Genomic DNA, 20,494 nt, shown 5'->3' on the forward strand with positions numbered 1-20,494 from the left:
CTATATTTTATACATCTATTGCACCGATTTCCACCTTATGTCCATCAACTATGATAGAATTTTTGCGGGTGAATAATTATGACATTAAATTTTGTACTTGGTAAAAACCAATTTGATCATCATCAAAAGCTGATGGAATTGTTCCAACAAGATTTTCAAACTGATCCAGAGGGTCAATTTTTCTTTCTGGTTCCGAATCACATAAAATTTGAATCGGAAGTAAATATTTTAAAATCATTTGATAAAGGTGATGACAAAGTCATTGCTACTAATAACGTCCAAACTTTTTCGTTCTCACGACTAGCTTGGTATTTTTTGCGTGACAGCAGTGATTATAACCGTGAAACATTAACGCAAACTAAATCGGCCATGCTTTTAAAAGAAATTGTGCAAAGCAATCAAAAGAATTTAAAAGTATTCAAGCATATGGTTGATAAACCAGGGTTCATAGACCAAATGATCACTCAATTCGATGAATTTATTAATGGTCAAGTGCAGCCAGATGACATTGGCGAGATCCTAGCTCAAAATCAAACGGATGTTTTTGCAGATAAAATCGGTGAATTAAATTTAATCTATACAGAATATCTCAAAAAAATTGCCACTTATCAAACAGCTGATTATCAATTGAATGCTCTGGCAGACTTTTTAAATCAGCAATTAGATACTAGTCACTATCATTTTTATATTGAAGGTTTCTCTAACTTCACCGCTACCGAGCTTAATCTTGTCAAAGCGATGATGATCAATTGTACTGACTTGAACGTCTCTTTGGTGATCGAGAATACCAGTTTGAATCAATTGTCCGATCAAGAATTCTTTTATCGGCCACTGCACACTTACCAGGAGTTATTGGAATTTTCTAAGCAGCAAAAAAATGCTAGCCATGTGTATTTTAGTGATCAATTACGAGTTAGTCCCGATTTGGCTAATTTAGAAAATTACTGGATTCAATCAAGCGGCACAGGTTCAATTCAGTCCCATCACTTGGATAATCAAAACTCGATTCAAATTTGGAAAGCAACCGATAAGCAGACAGAAGTTTCGGCCATTAGCTCCTATATTCGCCGATTGGTAGCTCGTCAAGGGTATCGTTATAAGGACTTTTTAATTGTCAGTCGAAATCTATCTGAATATAGCTCCTTTATTGAGTCTTTCATGGAAAATAACGAAGTCCCATATTTCATTGATCTGCAAAAGAAAATGGCTAACCATCCCTTTAAGCGTTTGATCGATCTCTTATTTGCCATTCATGACTTAGGTATGCAAGAAGATGACGTGATCAGTCTCTTACGGACAGAGCTGCTGATCCCAGAAGTCTTTAAAGACGATATCGTTGGTTTTAGACAAGCAGTCGATTTAACAGAAAACTATGTTTTGGCAAATGGCATCACCAAACGGGGCTGGTTGGGTGACGATTTCAGTCCGAATGTCAAGCTTGATCAAAAGGTCGATGCGGTTCGTATCAGTGAATTTGAACAAATCAATTTGATCAAGAATTTTGTCAAAGGCATTTATCAGCAATTGACGAAGTTCCTAGATAAACCCAAAGATTCCCTGACTAGTGCGACAAAGCTTTATAGCTTTTTGACTACTCAAGGTGTCTTTGAAGTATTGTTAAAGTGGCAACAACAGGCGACTGAACAAAACAATCTCACTTTGGCTAATCAACCCGAGCAAATTATCAATCTGTTCAATCAAATCTTAGATGAATATGTCAGCATTTTTGGCGAGAAAACTTTTAATTCAACTGACTTTATCAGCATTTTGGATGCTGCTTTTGAGAGTGCAACTTATTCGCAGATTCCTTCAACTCTTGATGCCGTCAGCATTTCTGAAATTGGGATGATTCAGCCCAATAATCGTAAAATTACCTTTATTCTCGGCAGTACTACCAGCAATATGCCTGGGGCAACTGTCTCTAATAACTTGGTTACTGATGATGAACGAGGATTCTTAAATCAAAATCTAACTGATGGCAAGTTTTTGAAAGACTCAGATGAGGTTGTGAATAATTCCGAACCATTCTTACATGACTTAATTTTTACTACTGGTTCGCAGCGCTTGATCTTCACATACCCTAACTTATCGGAAGACAATAAGAAACAAGAATTATCCAGCTATGTCAAGCGAATTATCAATCATTTTGACCTGACAGTTGAAGATAAGTTGGCTAATCCGCAAATTGACGATGTTAATTACAATCACGTTTTGGAATACGTTGGTTCTAAGGACTCGACTTTGAATTATTTGATTCGTGTTTCTCGGCTGGCTTTGGATAAAAAAGTCGAGCTGCCAAAGATTTGGAATTATGTCAAACAGCAACTGACCAATAGAGCTCCCGAATCGACTGATTTTGCATTGAGTTCATTGACATATCAAAATAAGCCTGCTGATTTGGACCCACAGACCGTCAATGCTTTGTATGGCGACAAGATTCAAGTTTCAATTTCACAACTCGAAACTTTTTATATGAACGAGTACGAGTATTTTCTCAAGTACGGGCTTCGTCTGGCACCAAGGCAATTATTTGAAATTACGCCAGCTCAAACTGGTTCGGTTTTTCATGCAGTGTTAAATAGCTTAGTGAAATATTTGAACCAAACCGGCAAACGTTTAACTGACTTTGATGATTCAGAAATCGATCATTTGGTCAGAGATTTGTTTGCAAAGCAGGCCGAATTACCCGAAAATAAAATCTTTAAATCATCGGACCGAATGCTGTATATTGCTGACAAGTTGCAGAGTACGTTGGTTCAGTTGGCCAAAAATATGAAACTGCAATACCAACGTAATAACTTTGTACCAAAACGTTCCGAAGTAACTTTTGGCCGTTTGAATAACGAGGAAGACTTGCCTTATATGACTTATCATCTGGCTGATGGGCATGAAATCTACGTGCGTGGGAAAATCGATCGTATTGATGAAATGAGTTTGGACGACTTAACTTATTTAGCCATTATTGACTATAAGTCAAGTGATCGGAAGTTTGATTATGCTCAATTTCTTGATGGACTTACTATGCAAATGCCAACTTATATCCAAAGCGTAACTGACAATTTAGACCGCTTTAAAGAAAGTAATAAGGATATCAAGATTGGTGGAGCACTGTACGAGCATATCGTCAATCCGTTCATCCAGCTGTCTACAAAAAAAGTACCGTTGCATCAACAGATTCTGGCTAACTTTAAATTACAAGGAATTTTGTTAGATGATAAAGAATTATTGGATAATTTTGATTTACAAGCTCGGAATAAAAATCATACTCGCTCAAGCAATTCACCGGTGGTAAGTTTTAGCAAAAAAGACGTAATCAGTGATGCAGATCTCTTTAAGATTTTGAATTACAATCGACGTTTGATTAAAAATGCTGGTGAGAAAATCTATTCTGGTAAATTGGCGTTGAATCCATACCGCTATGATAAGAAAACCGCTCTACAATACAGTGATTATCGACCTATTTTTGAATTTGATGCAATGTTACCGGAAAACGATTATCACGACATTATTAATTACAACAAAGAAGACGTCTTAGAACGAATTGAGGAAATTTTGGAGGGAGAAGAAAATGCCTAAGTGGACTGACGATCAAATTAAAGCAATTGAACATCGAGGACATGACATTTTAGTCTCTGCCGCCGCTGGTTCAGGAAAAACTACCATCCTGATTGAAAGGATCTTACGAGAACTAAAGGGTGATCAAAATCATCAACCAGAAGATGTTGATAATCTGTTAGTGGTTACTTTTACTGAAGCCGCTGCACAAGAGATGAAGGAACGTCTTTTGGAGGCTTTGAAAAAAGCTGTGAATCAAGAAGACGACCCGGAAGTTAAACGTCATTTACAAAAACAGATTTTTCACATCCCGATGGCTAACATCAGTACGATTCATGCCTTCTGTTTGAGTGTTATTAAAAAATTCTATTATGTGATCGATCTTGATCCTAATTTCCGCTTGTTGAGTGATGAAACCGAAAAGTCGATCATTCAAGAACAAGCTTATGAACAGATTCGTGATAACTATTACGCCAAAGCTGATGAGGACTTCATTGCTTTGACTGATAATTTTACTGATGACCGTTCAGATGACGGACTCAAGGATATTGTGTTTAAAACTTATGACTTTGCAATCACGAACCGCGACACGACAGCTTGGTTAGATAACTTAGTTAAACCTTATCAATTTGACAAGAGCTTTGCTGACAGTGACTTTTACCGAGATGATTTCTTGCCTCAAATCAAACAACGGCTTGAGGATTTACGCCAATACAATTTAGAAGCACTCGACCTTTGTTCACCTGATGAATTAGCTTCATCGTATTCAAATGTCTTTCAAGAACGAAATGAGAAGTTAGAAGAACTTGAGAATTCACACTTTGGTTCATATCAAGAGTTAAGAGAAGCTGTCACAAACTTTAAGACGGCTGCTAAGAAGGAGCCTGTAAAAGCAGATGACAAAGCGGGCAAAGATCAGACAGTCCTAGAGGCTGCCACCAAAATGAACAAGGAATTTACTGCTCGACGCAACAAGATCGTCGAAGACTATTTTTTGAAGTCGGAAACTGAAATTAATCAATCATTAGTTGCAGCCCAAAAGTTGATCGCCAAATTAGTTGAAGTAGAGCGACGCTTCATGAAGAAATTTGCCAGCTTAAAAGCAAACAGTCACGTCTTAGACTTTAACGATTTGGAACATAAGGCGGTCGAAATTTTAACAGGTGCAGTCGATGGTCGAAAGATTGCCCAAGAGTATTACCAAAATAAATTTGACGAATTGATGATCGATGAGTATCAAGATGTTAATGAAATGCAAGATAGAATCATTGATCTCTTATCAGGTGAAACTAATCATCGCTTCATGGTCGGTGATATCAAACAATCGATCTATGGTTTCCGTCAGGCCGCACCACAACTTTTCACCGAGAAATATGACCGTTTCCAAAAAGCAGACAATGATAACGAGTTAGTCCAGTTATCAATGAATTTCCGTTCTGCAAAAGCAATCGATGATTTTGTCAATCAAATTTTCACGAGGGTGTTTGACAAACAAATTGGTGATATTGACTACGACGATAAAGCTAAACTTGTGACAGGTACCAAATTTCCCAAAAATGTCGATACTAAGAATGAGTTTGAAATCTATTCACTCCCAGAAGCCAAAGAAGCTGATGAAATAACTGATGGTCAAGCGGAGATCACTAAGCGACAAACTCTGATCAGTGCCGCAGCTAAAAAGATTCAAAGTTTGATGGACCAAGGTTTTGAAATTTATGACAGTAAATTAAAAGCTACAACAGAGGCTGAAAAAATTCGTCCGATGAAGTATTCGGATGTGGCTATTTTGGCTCGGACCCGCGATAGCAATACTGATATTGTTTCATATTTCTCCAAAGTCAATATTCCAGTTATGGTAACTGATGCTCAAAATTACTTCCAGACCACTGAATTGCAGATCATGATGTCGATGTTGAACATTATTGATAATCCTTATCAAGATATTCCATTGGTGGCAGTCTTACGTTCGCCAATCGTCGGTTTGAATGAAGAAGAGTTAGCGAAGATTCGTCTGATTGATAAGCGCAATATGTATTACACCGCGATTTTAAAATATCTAAAAGCAACGGATGATATCGACCAACATATTCAAAATAAGTTGAAATCATTCTTATTACAGCTCGAGAATTACCGTGATTTTGCCAATAAGAACAGTATTGCTCGCCTGATTTGGAAAATTTATCAAGAAACGGGAATTTTGGAATATGTTTCGGGTATGCCCGGTGGTAAACAACGTGCCGCTAATTTACACGCACTCTATCAGAGAGCCAATGCTTATGAAGAAAATAATTTTAAAGGCTTGCATCAATTTATTAATTTCATTCAACGGATGCAAAGTTTAGATAAAGATTTATCACAACCTAATAGTATCGAAGCTAACGATGATACCGTCAAAGTCATGACCGTGCATGGTTCAAAGGGCTTGGAATTTCCAATCGTGATTTACTTAGACATGGATAAGAAATTCAACCTTAAGGATGTCAATGCAAAGACGGTTTTTGACGCAAGAAAGGGTATCGGAATCACTTTAATTGACATTCAAAATCGCCTAAAGTATCGAATGCCCCAAAGAGGTATTATCAGTAATCAAAAGAAGATCTCAACGGTTTCTGAAGAGATGCGTCTGCTGTACGTTGCACTGACTCGCGCTAAACAAAAGTTGATCATGTTAGGCTTTACTAAAGATAAAGCAAAGCTCTTTCAAGACTTCGATAAAACTAGTAATGGCAAGCTGATCAATGCTTCAGCCCGATTGGCTGCTGGTAGTTTCCAAAATCTCGTAGGGATGAGTACCCTCAATGGTGTCGATAAATCTGATTATTTCGATCAGAAAATGAAACTTGATTTTAAAATCATTCCCGTCACGAGTGCTAGTGACCAGTCCAATCAGATTATTATTCCAGAACAAGCAGTTGGTGAAATTAACGATACGTTTAAAGAATCAGTCAATGGTATTTTAGATTTCAATTATCCGTATCAAGAATCAGTTGAGACGACAGCTTATCAGTCAGTTTCTGAGATTAAAGGTTTGTTTGCGGACCCTGATGATGAAAACATGGCTGAAGATTTGATCAGCGACCAGTCTCGCTATAATTTAGGTTCTTTCTCAAAGCCAAACTTTTTAACTAAAACAAAAAAGGTTACGAGTGCCGAAGTGGGTAGTGCTACGCATTTGGTCTTGCAAAAAATCAAGATTGAAACGACGCCCACAATCTCAGACTTTGAAAGCTTAGTTCAAGATTTGGTGAATCAAAAATTGTTGACGGCCGAGTTGGCTGAAAAAATCGACTGTCAAAGTCTAGCTGACTTTTATCAAAGCGATTTAGGACAACTGATCGTTGAAAATCATCAACATGTCAGTCGGGAATTTCCTTGTTCAATTTTAATGCCCGCCACCAAATTGTTTAAGAATGAAAACAAGAACTATTCCACTAACGATAAGATACTAGTTCATGGTATTATTGATGGTATGATTGAGTTGAAAGACGGAATAACGATTTTTGATTATAAGACGGATAATGTGACAGATAAAAATCGTAATGAATTAGTTTCAAAATATTCTGGACAAGTCAATTTATACGCAGAAGCAATTTCTGCCATCAAAAATCAACCCGTCAGAGGGAAATATCTTTACTTTTTGAAGGTCAATCAAGCAGTCGATCTTCAAAAATGACAAAGATGAGAGGTGAATGATTTGAAAAATACTTACGCTGTTGTTGATCTTGAAACGACCAATTCTAATTGGCATGACAACGGGCGTATAATTCAATTCGGCTGTGCTCTTATCGAAAATGGTGAAATTACGCACATATATGATCAGAAGATCAATCCCAAAGTGCCAATTCCTGGCAGAATCACGGCACTAACAGGATTAAGTGACGAAGATGTCAAGGATTCACCTACATTTGAAGAAGTTGCACCTGATATTTTTAAACTATTAAAAAATCGAGTTTTTATCGCTCATAATGTGAATTTTGATTTAACTTTTTTAAACCGTGAATTAAAACGAATCGGAATGAATCAATTAAATGTCAAAGCGATTGATACGGTTGAATTATCGCAAATACTTTTTCCAACTATCAGCAGCTATAAATTGCAAGATTTAACGAATTATTTGAGTATCGTGCATAAGAATCCGCACAGTGCTAATAGTGATGCTCATGTGACGGCAGAATTATTTCTCATTATTTTAAAACGAATTCAACAGTTACCACTAGTAACCTTAAGATCATTAGCTAAATTCGGTAAAAATACGATTCGGGAAACTAATTTGGTCTTTAAAACCATTTTGGAAGAACGTGAACAATCATCTCGGACCGAAGTTTTACCCGCTTTCTTGTTTGAGAAGAATGGCTTGATCTTACGAAAAAAAGATTATCACGTCACTGAACAAATCGACCATTCGACTAAATATCCAGCCACACGTGAAGCCAAAAAAGCCATGCTTGACGGTGTTTTGGATTATCGGGTCAATCAATCTAAGTTAATGGATAACATTTTCAAAACTAGTCAGCATCGTGACAAAACTAAAAAGTGGAATTTGATTGAAGCACCAACGGGTGCAGGGAAGACTTTGGGCTATTTATTACCCATGTCTTATTTGATTAACAACGATCAAAAACTGGTCATCGCTACGACAACTAAAGTTTTACAACAACAGATCGTTGAACAGTCGATTCCTTTACTGAATCAAGTTACCAATAGCAATTATCATGCGGAGATCGTCAAAAGCAGCTACAACTTTATCGACCTTGACCGTTTTTATGAGGCCTTAGACAATTATCGCTTGCATAGCCATACAGCCATCTTGAAAATGAAAATTATCGTTTGGCTGACCATGACTACTACTGGCGATTTAAGTGAACTGCACTTGACGAATTATAATATTCCGCTTTTTAGTATCATTCGTCATCGTGGTGAAGCCAAAGAGAATACGGCCTTTAGTAATGACGATTTTTGGCTCTATCAACAAAATCGTTATTTTGAAGCCAAAATCTTAGTCACCAATCAGGCTTTCTTGTCGCGACACTTAGACAGTCCTTATTGGGGTGGTAATTCATACTTAGTTATCGATGAAGCCAATCATTTTGCAGGCAGTCTGCGTGATGCAAGTTCACCAACGATCGACTTTTTGCAATTGAATGAATATGTCAAAAAAATCAGTGATATTCTTTATCAAAATCGGGTCACACTGCGCTATGCTTTTACCGAGGTCACGACGCAACTGTGGAATTATCAAGACTTACAAGATATGGAAACTCATTTTCAAGCCGTCGATGAATTGATGGAACGCTTGGAATACAACATTTTTGGTAATTATATCCGCAATAAGGTCAGTTTTAAGGATCGTGAGAACTTTGTCTCAATCTTGGACAGTAGTAATAATTTTGGGAAAGATAATCAGGCCTTGACGGAGTTGTTGTCGGATCTGATCGTTGAATTATCACTGATCTCTAATCGGGTTGAAACTTTATTCGACCAATATAATTTTCAAAAGAATTTCATTTCAGTCGAGTTGTCAAAAGTTATCTCTAACTTGACGATCGAGAATAGTAAGTTGATCGTGGTCTTGAAAAATCTCGATGAACTTCTCCAAGCAATGCAAAGCGAGAAAGATAAGTTTGGCATTCAATTAGAAATGCGCGATTACTATGATCCTAAAACCTTAAAAATCAGTTGGCGCCAATATGACATTCGTAACTTGATCGATCAAACGACTGACAAGTTCAGTCAGATCTTTGCGATTGGGGCGGCTATTACGATTCAAAAGGATTTCTCACATTTCATTTTGGACACGCAGCTGAATCAGAATCAGATCAATCAGATGGTCATTTTGCCAGACAATAACAGCATTTCGAAGAACAGTAAAATCTACTTACCAAGCGATTTATTAGACATTCAGAGTCTTTCTAGCGATGAGTACTTTGAGATGGTTACCAAGTATATCGTCGATGTCTTGGACCATTTAGATCATCAAACGATGATCCTCTTCAATTCTCTGAATACTCTGAGCAAAGTCTATGAACGCTTAATGGAAACTGACGTTAAGGAAAAATGGGAAATTCTGGCACAAGGTGTAACGGGATCGAATGAAAAGATCAAGAAACGCTTTGCCATCGGACAGAGATCAGTTTTGCTCGGAGCTAATTCTTTTTGGGAGGGCGTCGACTTTCCCAAAAAAGTTTTGGAGATTCTCATTGTGACGCGAATTCCTTTCGAATCGCCAGAACAACCCGATGTGAAGATCAAGCAAGATATTTTGAAACAACAGGATATGAATGTCTTTAAAGTTGACTCTTTACCAAATGCTATCTTACAATTACGCCAAGGATTGGGTCGTTTGATACGGACACCGAACGACCGAGGCGTCATCATACTGTTAGATAACCGCATTTTGACGAAGAGTTACGGCAAAACAATTTTAGACTCATTACCGAAAGGTTTACCAGTAGTCAATGAAAATATGGATTTAATTAAAAAAGATATAAATGAATTTTTGAATTAGACAAATTATTGCTATACTATTTTTGTTAATTAGAAAAAGGACGTATTATGAATAGAAGCACAAAAATTTTATTGACTATCTCGCTGATTGCACTTGCAGTCGTTTCGGTATTAACTTATATCAATCTCTCGTTTGCACCATATTCGAGTGCTAAGTCTCAGGCTAATCAAATCGCTAAGGACCGAGCAGGCATTGTTACGCCGGATTATTTTGGCAACTATACGCGTGATAAACAGTATTACTCTGTTGGTGGTTTAACTAAAAATCAAAAATATCGCTACATAATTATCAATGCTAAGTCTGGTAAAACAGAAATCATCAATAAGAATAATGCTCCGGTTCGTCAAACCGTGATGGACGAAGTAATTTCCAAATATAATGCCAAAAAGATCCTCCATGTTAATTTAGGGTTATATAAAAATAAACCTACTTGGGAAGTAGCGTTTGAGAATAAGAATGGCAGCATCGGTTATAATCTAATCGATTTTCGAACTGGTCAGAGTAAACAGATTATCAATAATATTTAAAACATAAAAAAAGTCGGGACAATTTGGTTTCTCGGGCTTTTTTTATTCAGCGGAGTAAAATATAAAATGAACGATGAATTATTTAATGACTTTGTTGACAGTGGTTCAACGACTATCAACAATTTAATTCTCAAAAATTATCACAAATTAGGCATGACAGAACAGGATCTAATAGTTTATTTGGCCTTGTCCATGTATGCTCAAAAGGGTAACACATTTCCGATGGCAGCTGATTTAGCTGTCGATACAGGACTTGATGAGACGACGATCTACGCCATCATTCAAGGGATGATCAAACTAGGAATCATTGAACTTAAAACCGTAATGGATCATCACCAGCAGCGTGACCTCTATTCATTAACACCAATCTATCATCGAATCAAGAATTTATTAGCTCAAGAACAGCAATCGAATCAAAAGGATAAATTGATGTCTGAAACTGAAGAATTATTCAAACAGATTGAAGTTGAGTTTGGGCGGCCTCTGTCTCCAATTGAGCAAGAACAGATTCATCAGTGGATCGACGACGACCATTACAGTATCGACTTAATTAGTTTGTCGCTACGAGAGGCAGTTTTGAATCAAGCTTATTCATTGAAATATATGGATCGAATTTTGATCAGTTGGGAAAAGAGCAACATTAAATATGCAGAACAACTGCAAGAACGGCGAAAGAAGTTGGGTTATTAATGTTAAAAGATGAACAAATTGTTTGGGCAATTCATCAAATGGAAGAGGATATTGGACCAGTCGGGCCATCACTTGATTCCCGCACACCATTTCAGTATTTGGTTTCGGTAATTTTAAGTGCTCAAGCAACTGATGTTTCGGTGAATAAAGTTACTCCAGTCTTATTTGCCAAATATTCTGAACCAAAGGACCTGATGAAGGCTGATATTGCGGATGTGGAACAAATTATTAAGAGTGTTGGGCTCTTTCACAACAAGGCCAAAAACATCATTAAAACTGCCGCAGTCGTCCACACAGAGCTTAATGACGTCGTCCCAGAAACTAGAAGCGGCATCATGGCACTTCCTGGAGCGGGTCGAAAGACAGCTAATGTCGTGTTGAGTGACGTGTTTAATCAGCCAACATTTGCCGTGGATACACACGTTTCAGCTATTTCAAAGCGTCTGCATTTTGTCGACCAGAAGGCTAGTCCTTTGGAAGTTGAAAAAAAGATCGTTTCGGTCATGGAACCACAAGAATTGCATTGAGCTCATCATACGATGATTGAATATGGCCGTAAGTATTCTATGAAACTTGATCCTGCTAAAGAAACTAATCAATTGATTATTGAGTGTGACCGACTGAACACCGAAAATGAAGCCAATTAAGTTTTGAATGCATTCAAATAGCCCTTGATTCCGAAGAATCAAGGGCTATTTTGTCGCTATTAATTACAGATAAATCAACTTATTGATTAGAATCGGTCGCACTATTCGTGCTTGCACCATTAGTTGATGAACCACCATTGCTGGACGTTCCACCATCGGTCGAACCACTAGAGTTGCCATCAGAGGAACCACCACCAGTTGTACCGCCGGTATTGCCACCAGTTGAACCGTTGTTATTACCAGTAGTCCCACCAGTATTGGAATCGGTATTACCAGTATTAGTGTTGCCAGAACTGTTGGAATTATCAGTTGAATTATTCGTTGTATTTTGATTATCTGAACCAGTACCAGTTTCAGTATTGCCATCAGAATTAGTTGTACTATTCTCATCCGTTGAAGACTCTGAAGTACTGCTTGAAGGACGGTTTGTTGTCACTTCATTGCTGCTTGAGCCCGTGGCGCTACTTGTACTGTAGTCGGAATCTTTGTAAGGATTATTTGGTGCATGACCCTTAACAAATAATTCTTTAGTGTAACTAGATGAACTTGAACTAGGGGAGGCGACTACTGGTGTAGTTGATCCAGAGTTCTTGATCATCATTGAAACAACCGAGCTAGGTTTCTTCCAGTTAGGGTTGCTGTTAGTTTGGCTAGCTAAGTAACTCATTTCCGCCTTGTAAATCTTGCCGGCAATCGATTGTTCGCTTGAAGAAATACCACTCTCGTTTGGAGAATCATAACCTGTCCAGACACTCATTGAATAGTTCTTGGTATAACCGTTATACCAAGAATCCATTGCAGTTCCACTTAGAGCAGGATTTGAGGCGATTGCCTCGCTGGAATAATTAGTTGTACCCGTCTTACCAGCCTGATGTAAGCCAGAGATGTTAGCGTAAGTTGCATAGGTTGCCGGAACACCTTTCAAGACATCGGTGATCATATAAGCAGTCGAATCTTTCATGGCTTGAGTACCAGACTTATCGTAGTTATGAACGATTCCATCAGCGGTCTCGATCTTAGAAACATAGTATGGCTTGTAGTACGTTCCACCGTTAGAGAAGGCCGCATAAGCACTAGCACCTTGAAGTGAAGATACTTTACTACCGATACCTGCTGATAGTCCTTCGTCACTTCCAATCGTGATACCAAGTTTCTTGGCAAAACTCTTAGCGCGAGTAAAACCAACTGTTGAAAGAGTTCTGATTGCAGGCACGTTTCGTGAATTGACTAGAGCTTTTCTTAAACTCATTTGTCCTTCGTACTGTTCATCCCAATCCTTCAATTGGATATCGGTTCCGGGATAAGTATATTCCGTATCTTCCAATTGATGGTAAGTTGACCAATTGAGATATTCGATTGCTGGAGCGTAGTCTAAGATAGGTTTCATAGTTGAACCATTGCTACGGCCAGTTTGAACAGCCCGATTAAGACCAAATTGAATATCACCCAAGTTACGCCCACCAATCATGGCAACAACTTTACCATTGTTAGGGTTAACGATAGTTGCTCCAACTTGCATTTTAGAATCAGGGAACTGGACGTAATTAGAAGTATTCACGATGTTATAAAGACGTCTTTGAGCATCGTAATCCATATTGACAGTAATTTTTAGATTATCTCGATATGGATCAAAGCCTTTTTTCTTAACTTCCGTTATAGCTTCTTTAATATATGGATCAGAAACAATTCGTTTTTCATTATTACTATTTGAGACTTTCTTGTATGGTTGTAAGCCAGAGCTGATTGGCGTGTTAATAGCTGCATCAGCTTGAGCCTTAGTGATTTTGTTGTTTTCGTACATCGCCCGAATAACTAGATCCCGACGTTGTTTTGATTCGGTAGGGTGGGTGTAAGGATCGTAGTTACTAGGAGCATTAGGTAAACCAGCAAGCATTGCCATTTCCGGCAAAGTAAGCTGTTTTAAGGTTTTTCCATAGTAATACTTTGCACCGGTCTCCATACCATAAATACCATTATTCAAATAGACCTTGTTCATGTAAAATTCGAGAATCTGTTGTTTAGAGAATTTTTGACTGACCCTCATGGCCAGCCAAGCTTCTTGCATTTTACGTTTAAATGTTTGATCTTTCGTGTCTGTGGAGAAGACAGTCAACTTGATCAATTGTTGCGTCAAGGTACTTCCACCTTGTAAAGTACCCGTAGTAGCATTGTTAAAAGCCGATTTTGCGATTCTAACCGGATCGATACCAAATGGCTCGTTGTAGAAGTTCTTATCCTCAATAGAAACTACTGCATCTTGCATCTGCTGTGGAACTTTATCAATCGTCACATAATTTCTTTTATTGTCTCCGAGTGAAGCGATGGTCTTACCAGTCGAATCAACAATCGTCGACGAACCGCCACTTTGAAGATTTTCTTGACTGACGGCTGGAGCACTAAAAGCATAATATATGAAGATAAACAAAAATATTCCGACTAAAACGGCTAATATGGAAGCAAGCCACTTTAAGATATTTTTGAAGGTAAAGATATTTTTATTATTCATTATTTCTCCTTCCCACTTTCTATTAGCTGCTGTACGGCATCAATATAGGGTAAAGTAGGATCGTAATTAGCCTTAATTTCAATTGAACTATTTACGATATCGTTTAATTGAATTGATTTGGCCCCCTCATGTTTTTGCGCATCCCAATGTTCAAATAGATCATCAGCTGGCATTACAAAATAGCGTTTTAAGGTCACATACTTTATAATGACAAAACAGATGCCACCTTGTTTTTGGCACAAGCGAAGATGATCGATTTGATGTTGATGAAAATTCTTCAATGGAAATGTATTTTTATTCTTAGTTTCCTTAGCCTCGAAATCGACGTAATGACCACGAAAAACACCATTATAGTCCGTTGTCGAAGCTTGTCTAAAGTAAGCTTCTTTGATAACTGCTCGACTACGTTTAGGATAATCGACCTTTACGATCTGAATAGGTGTTGGTTTTTTGTAGATCACTGCAATTTCATGAGCTCGATAGTACTTATTACTTTCATTAATTTCTTCCTCAAGAGTCATTCCACGATCGCCAAAAATCATTTTTTTCTTAGCGGTGGTATCGGTAGATGCCTTATTGGAGAGATTCGATGGACGGTTAAAAATTTGACCATCGGGGTAGTTTATTTTCAAAATATCAACTCCTACTGAGCAAATTATACCATGATGGTAAAGAGAATCATTATTAGGGAGGTTCTTTATGATTAAAAATTTATGGATCACTGGTTACCGATCTTATGAACTAGGTATTTTTAAAGATAATGACCCAAAAGCAAAAGTTATTCAAGACTTTTTTGAACAACGTATTCTCAGTTATGCCGAAGACGGCCTAGAATGGGTGATTACTGGTGCGCAAATGGGGACTGAACAAATTGTTGGGAAAGCTGTACAACAAGTTAAGAAAAAAGATTATAATATAAAACATGCAGTAATGCTACCATTTGCTAAATTTGGCAGCCAATGGAATGAGAACAATCAGCTATTGTTAAATGTTTTTTTAAGAAATGCGGACTATGTTAATAAAATTTCTAATATGAGTTACTATAATCCTAGGCAATTAAAAGTATGGCAGGAGTTTATGTTAGAACATACCGATGGGGCGCTGATCTTCTACGATCCTGATAGTGGTGGCAAACCTAAGTATGATTATGAGGCTATCAAAAACTACCAAGCTCGGGGTATTGATTACCAATTAGAACTCATTGATTTTGATTCTATGCAAGACTTTGCTAATATGTTGTATGATAGCTAAGAGAAGCAAGAATTTGACAATAATTAACACTGGGGTGTTTAAAAATGAACAACATGAATAATTCAATGAACCAACAGCCACAAGCAAGTAATGGAAATGGTAATGATTTTTCAATCAATTATCAACCAAACGACATTTTACAAAAAGAATTCAAGACTAAAATGCGTGGTTATGATCCAACGGAAGTTGATCAATTCCTTGATGGCATCATTAAAGATTACGAAACATTTATCAATGAAATCGACCAATTAAAGAGCGAAAATGAAAGTTTGATGAACAATCGTGGCAACGGTGCGATGAATAATCGTCCAAATTTTCAACAAGCCAGACCAAATAATCATATGAGACCGGCTCAGCCTAAGCCAGCAACTAGTGCTACAGCTGAAGCCTCAAAGAATTATGATATTTTGAAACGTTTATCAAATCTTGAGAAGCGTGTCTTTGGTCATGATTTTGCTAATGGTGTTCCAGAAGATAATGATGCTAAACAATTTGCTTCTGCTGCAGTGCCAAATAATATGGCTAATCACAATGGCTTCGAAAGTGGTCACACTGAAATCAATCCAGGTATGAACCAAAACAACCTGAATAATGGTTTCCAAAATCAAAATTCAAATAATTTCCAAGCAAATCGTCCTATGAACAATGGATCAAATCCATCTCAAAATAATTTTAATGGAAATTTTAATAATTCTAACAATTCTAACCAATTTTAGTGTATACTATTTAAGTCGGTAAATTACGAGTAATCGCGGTCTAGTTATCTAGGCTGAGGAAGGTCCACGCCCGCGCGAGCTGCGATGCTGGCAGTGTTTGTGCTTGGCCTAATAAGCCAAGGTACCTTTTAAGGTAACGGCAGCGAAAGCACTAAGGTCTTTGACTATGTGTGAATAGCTTGAAAGTGCCACAGAGACGTATTATTGCGAGAAATTGCAATAGTGGAACGAGGTAAACCCCGCAAGCGGGCAACCCAAACTTTGGTAGGGGCGCTTCACAACGAGAATTGAATCTACTGTGAAGACTTAATTGTAGATAGATGATTACTAACTGTATTAGGGCGCCATCCTAATACATGAACAGAACGTGGCCTATAGGAGTTTATCGAGGCAAAAGGGACGACTTGTTCGTCCTTTTTTTATACAAAAATTTAAAAAAATAAAAAATAGAGGAACAATATGAAATTAATTGCGACGATGTCGAGTGGCTTTGAGTCTGTAACAGCTAAAGAATTACAAGATTTAGGATATAAAACTAAAACTGAGAACGGTAAAGTTTATTTTGAAGGCGAATATGAAGATATTGCCAGAACTAACTTGTGGCTCCGCAGTGCTGATCGAGTTAAAATCTTGATCGACAGCTTTAAAGCAACGACTTTCGAAGAGCTATTTGACAAAGTTTATGCAATTGATTGGGATAATTGGTTACCTCTAAATGCAGCTTTTCCAATTAAAGCCCGGACGGTTAAATCACAACTTCATTCGGAACGTGATATTCAAGCCATCACCAAAAAAGCCATCGTCAATAAGATGGCCGATGTTTTCATGCGTCGAGGACGTTTACCTGAAACAGGGGCTAAATTTCAGATTGAAACCCGTATTCATAAAGATCTAGTTGAAGTTACTTTAGATACAACTGGCGAATCATTATACAAACGTGGTTACCGAATCGAACACGGTGCTGCTCCTTTGAAAGAAAACTTCGCTGCCGCCATGATTTTATTAACTGTCTGGCATCCCGCAGAAGATCCTTTCATGGACCCAACAACCGGTTCCGGTACAATTGCAATTGAGGCTGCTCGTTTGGCTAAGAATATTGCCCCCGGCATCCAACGTCATTTCTTGTTTGAAGACTTCGATTGGTTCGATAATAAGATCCTCGACAATCTCAAAGAAGAGGCTCAAGCAGGTGTAAAAGATATCGACTTAGATATTTTTGCTAGTGATATCGATGGCTCAATGATCGATGTGGCAAAATTGAATGCCCATGATGCCGGAGTTTTGCACGACATTCAATTTAAGCAAATTGCCGTTAAAGATTTGAAAATTGAAGGCGAGTTTGGAACGATCATAACTAATCCGCCATACGGCCAAAGAATGAGCGATATGGAAAATGTCCGTAGACTATACAAAGAAATGGGAGAAGTCTTTGCGACCGCTCCCACATGGAATAAGTATATTTTGACTAGTGATACTGAATTTGAAACTTATTATGGTCAAAAAGCAACCAAGAAGCGTAAGCTTTACAACGGTTCTTTAAGAACTGACCTTTATCAATACTGGGCTAACAAGCATTAAAGGCTATCCCGGCGATGCAAGTCCCAAAGAATTACTAAAATAATAACAACCGTGATGATTAATGAAAAGACCCAAGACCAACCTTGGTCAGCAATTGGCAATTTCATATTCATACCGTAAAAACCAGATACGATCGTGGGAATACTGAGAACAATTGTGTAAATTGTCAGTACTTTCATGGTCGTATTTGTTCTATTATTCAAAATATTGTTGTAAGTGTTAGAAATACGATCAATTATATCAGCAGAAAGGTCGACTTCGTTTTTGATCTGTTCAATTTCAACCAAGGAATCATGTAAATGTTCCCGTGTGGTTTGGCTAAAAGATAACGATTGAGAATTGCCCGTGGCAGTCATTTGTAACTGCTTGATGACGGTTAGATTACCATTGATCGCCGTACTCAAATAAGTCGTTAAATCTTCTAAGTCAGCCAATTCTAGGATCTGATTCTCTGATGAATGGTGTTTCTTGATCAAAGCTTGAATATGATTTCTTTGACCGTCAGTTTCGCTGATTTTATCGCTATAGTCACTAGAAATTTGATCCAAGGTGTTAAAAATAAACTCCCATATTTCCTTTTGCGTTCCCTCACTGAGACGGTACTTGGCATTTACCAAATAATCCTTAATGTAGTGGGTGGCATCATTGGTAAACAAAAACAATTGTTGTTCTTTGATGGCAAAAGAAATTGGTAATACCCTTTGTGACAGATCCTCGGTCTGTTCATTTTCGTTTTGAACGTTATAAACGATCAAAAAGGTATTAGTCAATTCATCGTATTCAAATCGAGCGCGTTCATTATCATCATCTGCGTAATCTAAAATTTCGTTATTTAAGTTGTACTTTTCAATTAAAATACTTCGATCATCATCTGATAAACTGTCTTCGGAATGAATGTCGATCAATTGTATTTTGGAATTTAATACTAATTCATTAATCATTTTTTTCTCCTCAATAACAATAATCATAGCAAAAAAAATAAAGAAACGAGAATATATTTCTCATTTCTTTATTTTTTTGCTAACAATGATTAAGGAGTAAAGAGTTTACCTAAATCTTCCTTAGGAATGCCTTTGAAATAATCATCTAAATCGAATTGATCGAGAACTTTCAAGATTTCGTCACGGTCGAATTTAACATTCAGCAATTTGTCTTTAATATCGGTCACATCTTTCATACCAAAGAAATCACCGTAAATTTCTACATGTTCGATTTTACCGTTTTCAACATTATATCTGACATCGACAGTTCCCATATCGAAGTGTTTTCTCTGTTTGGCCGTAAATGCTGGAGATTTGCCATAAACCCAATCCCAATTGTAATAATATTGTTCCTTGATCTTGTCAATTTCCTTTTGATCAGCTGGTGTCACAATATATTCACGGTCTTTAATTTCAGCTAAATCATTAGCATGGAATAATTCCAACAATAGACGGTCACGGAATTGTTCAGTAGTTAAGTTTTGGTACTCAGGAGCTAAGTAAGGGCGCAAATTAGTTACACGACTGCGAATTGATTTGATTCCTTTAGAAGCAATCTTATCTTTTTGGACGTGTAAAGCTTTAGTTAAAACGTCTAAGTCAACATCCAGTGATAGAGTACCATGAGAGAATGTTTTACCATTTCTAGAGTACATGGCATTGCCAGAGAATTTTTTACCATCAACTAATAAGTCATTTCGACCAGAAACTTCAGCAGTTGTGGCTCCCATTTCATGCAAAGCATTAATGATAGGTTGTGTAAATGATTTGAAATCACCGAAGTTCTTATCATCTGAGTCCACCACAAAACTAAAGCATAGATTGCCAAGATCTTGGTAGACGGCACCGCCACCAGAGATCCGCCGAGTAACAGTGATATTGTGTTCCTTAATATAATCACTATTTATTTCTTCCATCGTGTTTTGGTTACGGCCAACGATGATACAAGGTTTCTCAATATAAAATAGCACTAATGGTTCGTCGAATTTTACATTATTCATCAAATATTGTTCTGTAGCCAAATTATCACGAATATCACGATCTTTCATCACAACGTAGTACATAGAATAAACCTCCTCAACTATTTGGAAACGTTTTTATCGTAGCACAGTTTGTGAAAATCAGAAACTATTTATCTTCACTTGAACGAATCTTTAACATTTTTTGGTGAACGAGCGTGTGAGCTTGGCGATTATCTTTGTCTGCAATATGCTTGGCAAAGTAGCCTGGAAACTGATTGAGGTCGATTAAAATTTCATCAAGGATCGGTTGGTAATGCTTGGAATAGTGCTTATCCAAACTGTCAATCACAATCTGACTGTCAGAATGGATAAAAACTATCTCATCATTCCACCGTTCGGTTATAATCTTATCTAGGGCAAGTTTTAATGCCAAAAATTCCAAATAGTGGTTATCTAGGTTATCATGTTGGAGAGCCTCTTTATAAGTATCCTTATTTTTTGTTATTACAAATGCTACTACACCAAGATTTAGATTAGTATTTAGTCCAGCATCGGTGTACAATTTAATCATATTATT

12 protein-coding genes, 1 other RNA gene and 2 pseudogenes are annotated in these 20,494 nt (G+C 37.4%); 10 read left to right on the forward strand and 5 right to left on the reverse strand.

Translation table 11 applies throughout. The features are described from left to right. Positions 1 to 78 precede the first annotated feature (78 nt). The 6 genes and pseudogenes from ACYT32_RS07740 (at position 79) to ACYT32_RS07765 (ending at position 11,924) form a co-directional block, all read left to right on the forward strand. The gene (locus tag ACYT32_RS07740) at positions 79 to 3,576 is read left to right on the forward strand and encodes a PD-(D/E)XK nuclease family protein (protein ID WP_461793389.1); all 3,498 of its coding nucleotides are present in this window, start codon (positions 79 to 81) and stop codon (positions 3,574 to 3,576) included. After that, positions 3,569 to 7,228 carry a helicase-exonuclease AddAB subunit AddA gene (gene addA / locus ACYT32_RS07745; protein WP_395265528.1) on the forward strand — a complete coding sequence of 1,220 codons (3,660 nt, stop codon included), beginning with the start codon at positions 3,569 to 3,571 and terminating at the stop codon, positions 7,226 to 7,228. The genes ACYT32_RS07740 and addA overlap by 8 nt, the downstream gene beginning before the upstream one ends. A gap of 12 nt (positions 7,229 to 7,240) precedes the next feature. Next, complete coding sequence (locus tag ACYT32_RS07750) at positions 7,241 to 10,060, forward strand: helicase C-terminal domain-containing protein (RefSeq protein ID WP_461793390.1); 2,820 nt, start codon at positions 7,241 to 7,243, stop codon at positions 10,058 to 10,060. Between the two features lie 47 nt (positions 10,061 to 10,107). Further along, positions 10,108 to 10,587, forward strand: a complete 480-nt coding sequence (locus ACYT32_RS07755) for a cell wall elongation regulator TseB-like domain-containing protein (protein ID WP_395265526.1) — start codon at positions 10,108 to 10,110, stop codon at positions 10,585 to 10,587. 66 nt (positions 10,588 to 10,653) lie between these two features. Then, positions 10,654 to 11,277 (forward strand): DnaD domain protein, encoded by a 624-nt coding sequence (locus tag ACYT32_RS07760; RefSeq protein WP_395265525.1) that lies wholly within the window; start codon positions 10,654 to 10,656, stop codon positions 11,275 to 11,277. Next, positions 11,277 to 11,924: pseudogene (locus ACYT32_RS07765) on the forward strand (endonuclease III domain-containing protein). The gene ACYT32_RS07760 and the pseudogene ACYT32_RS07765 overlap by 1 nt, the downstream one beginning before the upstream one ends. Positions 11,925 to 12,003: 79 nt before the next feature. Here ACYT32_RS07765 and ACYT32_RS07770 read toward each other — a convergent pair. Both ACYT32_RS07770 and recU read right to left on the reverse strand, forming a co-directional pair. Further along, positions 12,004 to 14,430: a PBP1A family penicillin-binding protein gene (locus ACYT32_RS07770; RefSeq protein WP_395265524.1), complete on the reverse strand. Its 2,427-nt coding sequence runs from the start codon at positions 14,428 to 14,430 to the stop codon at positions 12,004 to 12,006. Continuing rightward, positions 14,430 to 15,062: a Holliday junction resolvase RecU gene (gene recU / locus ACYT32_RS07775; protein ID WP_395265523.1), complete on the reverse strand. Its 633-nt coding sequence runs from the start codon at positions 15,060 to 15,062 to the stop codon at positions 14,430 to 14,432. The genes ACYT32_RS07770 and recU overlap by 1 nt, the downstream gene beginning before the upstream one ends. Positions 15,063 to 15,129: 67 nt before the next feature. Here recU and ACYT32_RS07780 point away from each other — a divergent pair, with 67 nt between their 5' ends. From ACYT32_RS07780 to ACYT32_RS07795, 4 genes and pseudogenes are all read left to right on the forward strand, one after another. Continuing rightward, on the forward strand, positions 15,130 to 15,681 hold the full coding sequence (locus tag ACYT32_RS07780) for an SLOG family protein (protein WP_395265522.1): 552 nt from the start codon (positions 15,130 to 15,132) through the stop codon (positions 15,679 to 15,681). 65 nt (positions 15,682 to 15,746) lie between these two features. Then, a pseudogene (gene gpsB, locus ACYT32_RS07785) lies at positions 15,747 to 16,127 on the forward strand (cell division regulator GpsB); the annotation flags it as partial. Between the two features lie 291 nt (positions 16,128 to 16,418). After that, positions 16,419 to 16,777: RNase P RNA component class B (rnpB, locus tag ACYT32_RS07790), an RNA gene on the forward strand. 79 nt (positions 16,778 to 16,856) lie between these two features. After that, entirely contained in the window at positions 16,857 to 17,975 is a 1,119-nt protein-coding gene (locus ACYT32_RS07795; RefSeq protein ID WP_395265521.1) for a THUMP domain-containing class I SAM-dependent RNA methyltransferase, read from the forward strand. Here ACYT32_RS07795 and ACYT32_RS07800 read toward each other — a convergent pair. From ACYT32_RS07800 to ACYT32_RS07810, 3 genes are all read right to left on the reverse strand, one after another. Next, positions 17,972 to 18,916 carry a magnesium transporter CorA family protein gene (locus ACYT32_RS07800; protein WP_395265520.1) on the reverse strand — a complete coding sequence of 315 codons (945 nt, stop codon included), beginning with the start codon at positions 18,914 to 18,916 and terminating at the stop codon, positions 17,972 to 17,974. The genes ACYT32_RS07795 and ACYT32_RS07800 overlap by 4 nt on opposite strands. A gap of 89 nt (positions 18,917 to 19,005) precedes the next feature. After that, complete coding sequence (locus tag ACYT32_RS07805) at positions 19,006 to 20,019, reverse strand: lipoate--protein ligase (protein WP_395265519.1); 1,014 nt, start codon at positions 20,017 to 20,019, stop codon at positions 19,006 to 19,008. Between the two features lie 64 nt (positions 20,020 to 20,083). Beyond that, positions 20,084 to 20,488 carry a reverse transcriptase-like protein gene (locus ACYT32_RS07810; RefSeq protein ID WP_395265518.1) on the reverse strand — a complete coding sequence of 135 codons (405 nt, stop codon included), beginning with the start codon at positions 20,486 to 20,488 and terminating at the stop codon, positions 20,084 to 20,086. Positions 20,489 to 20,494: the final 6 nt, after the last annotated feature.

It is taken from the genome of Companilactobacillus sp. FL22-3, from assembly GCF_054881455.1.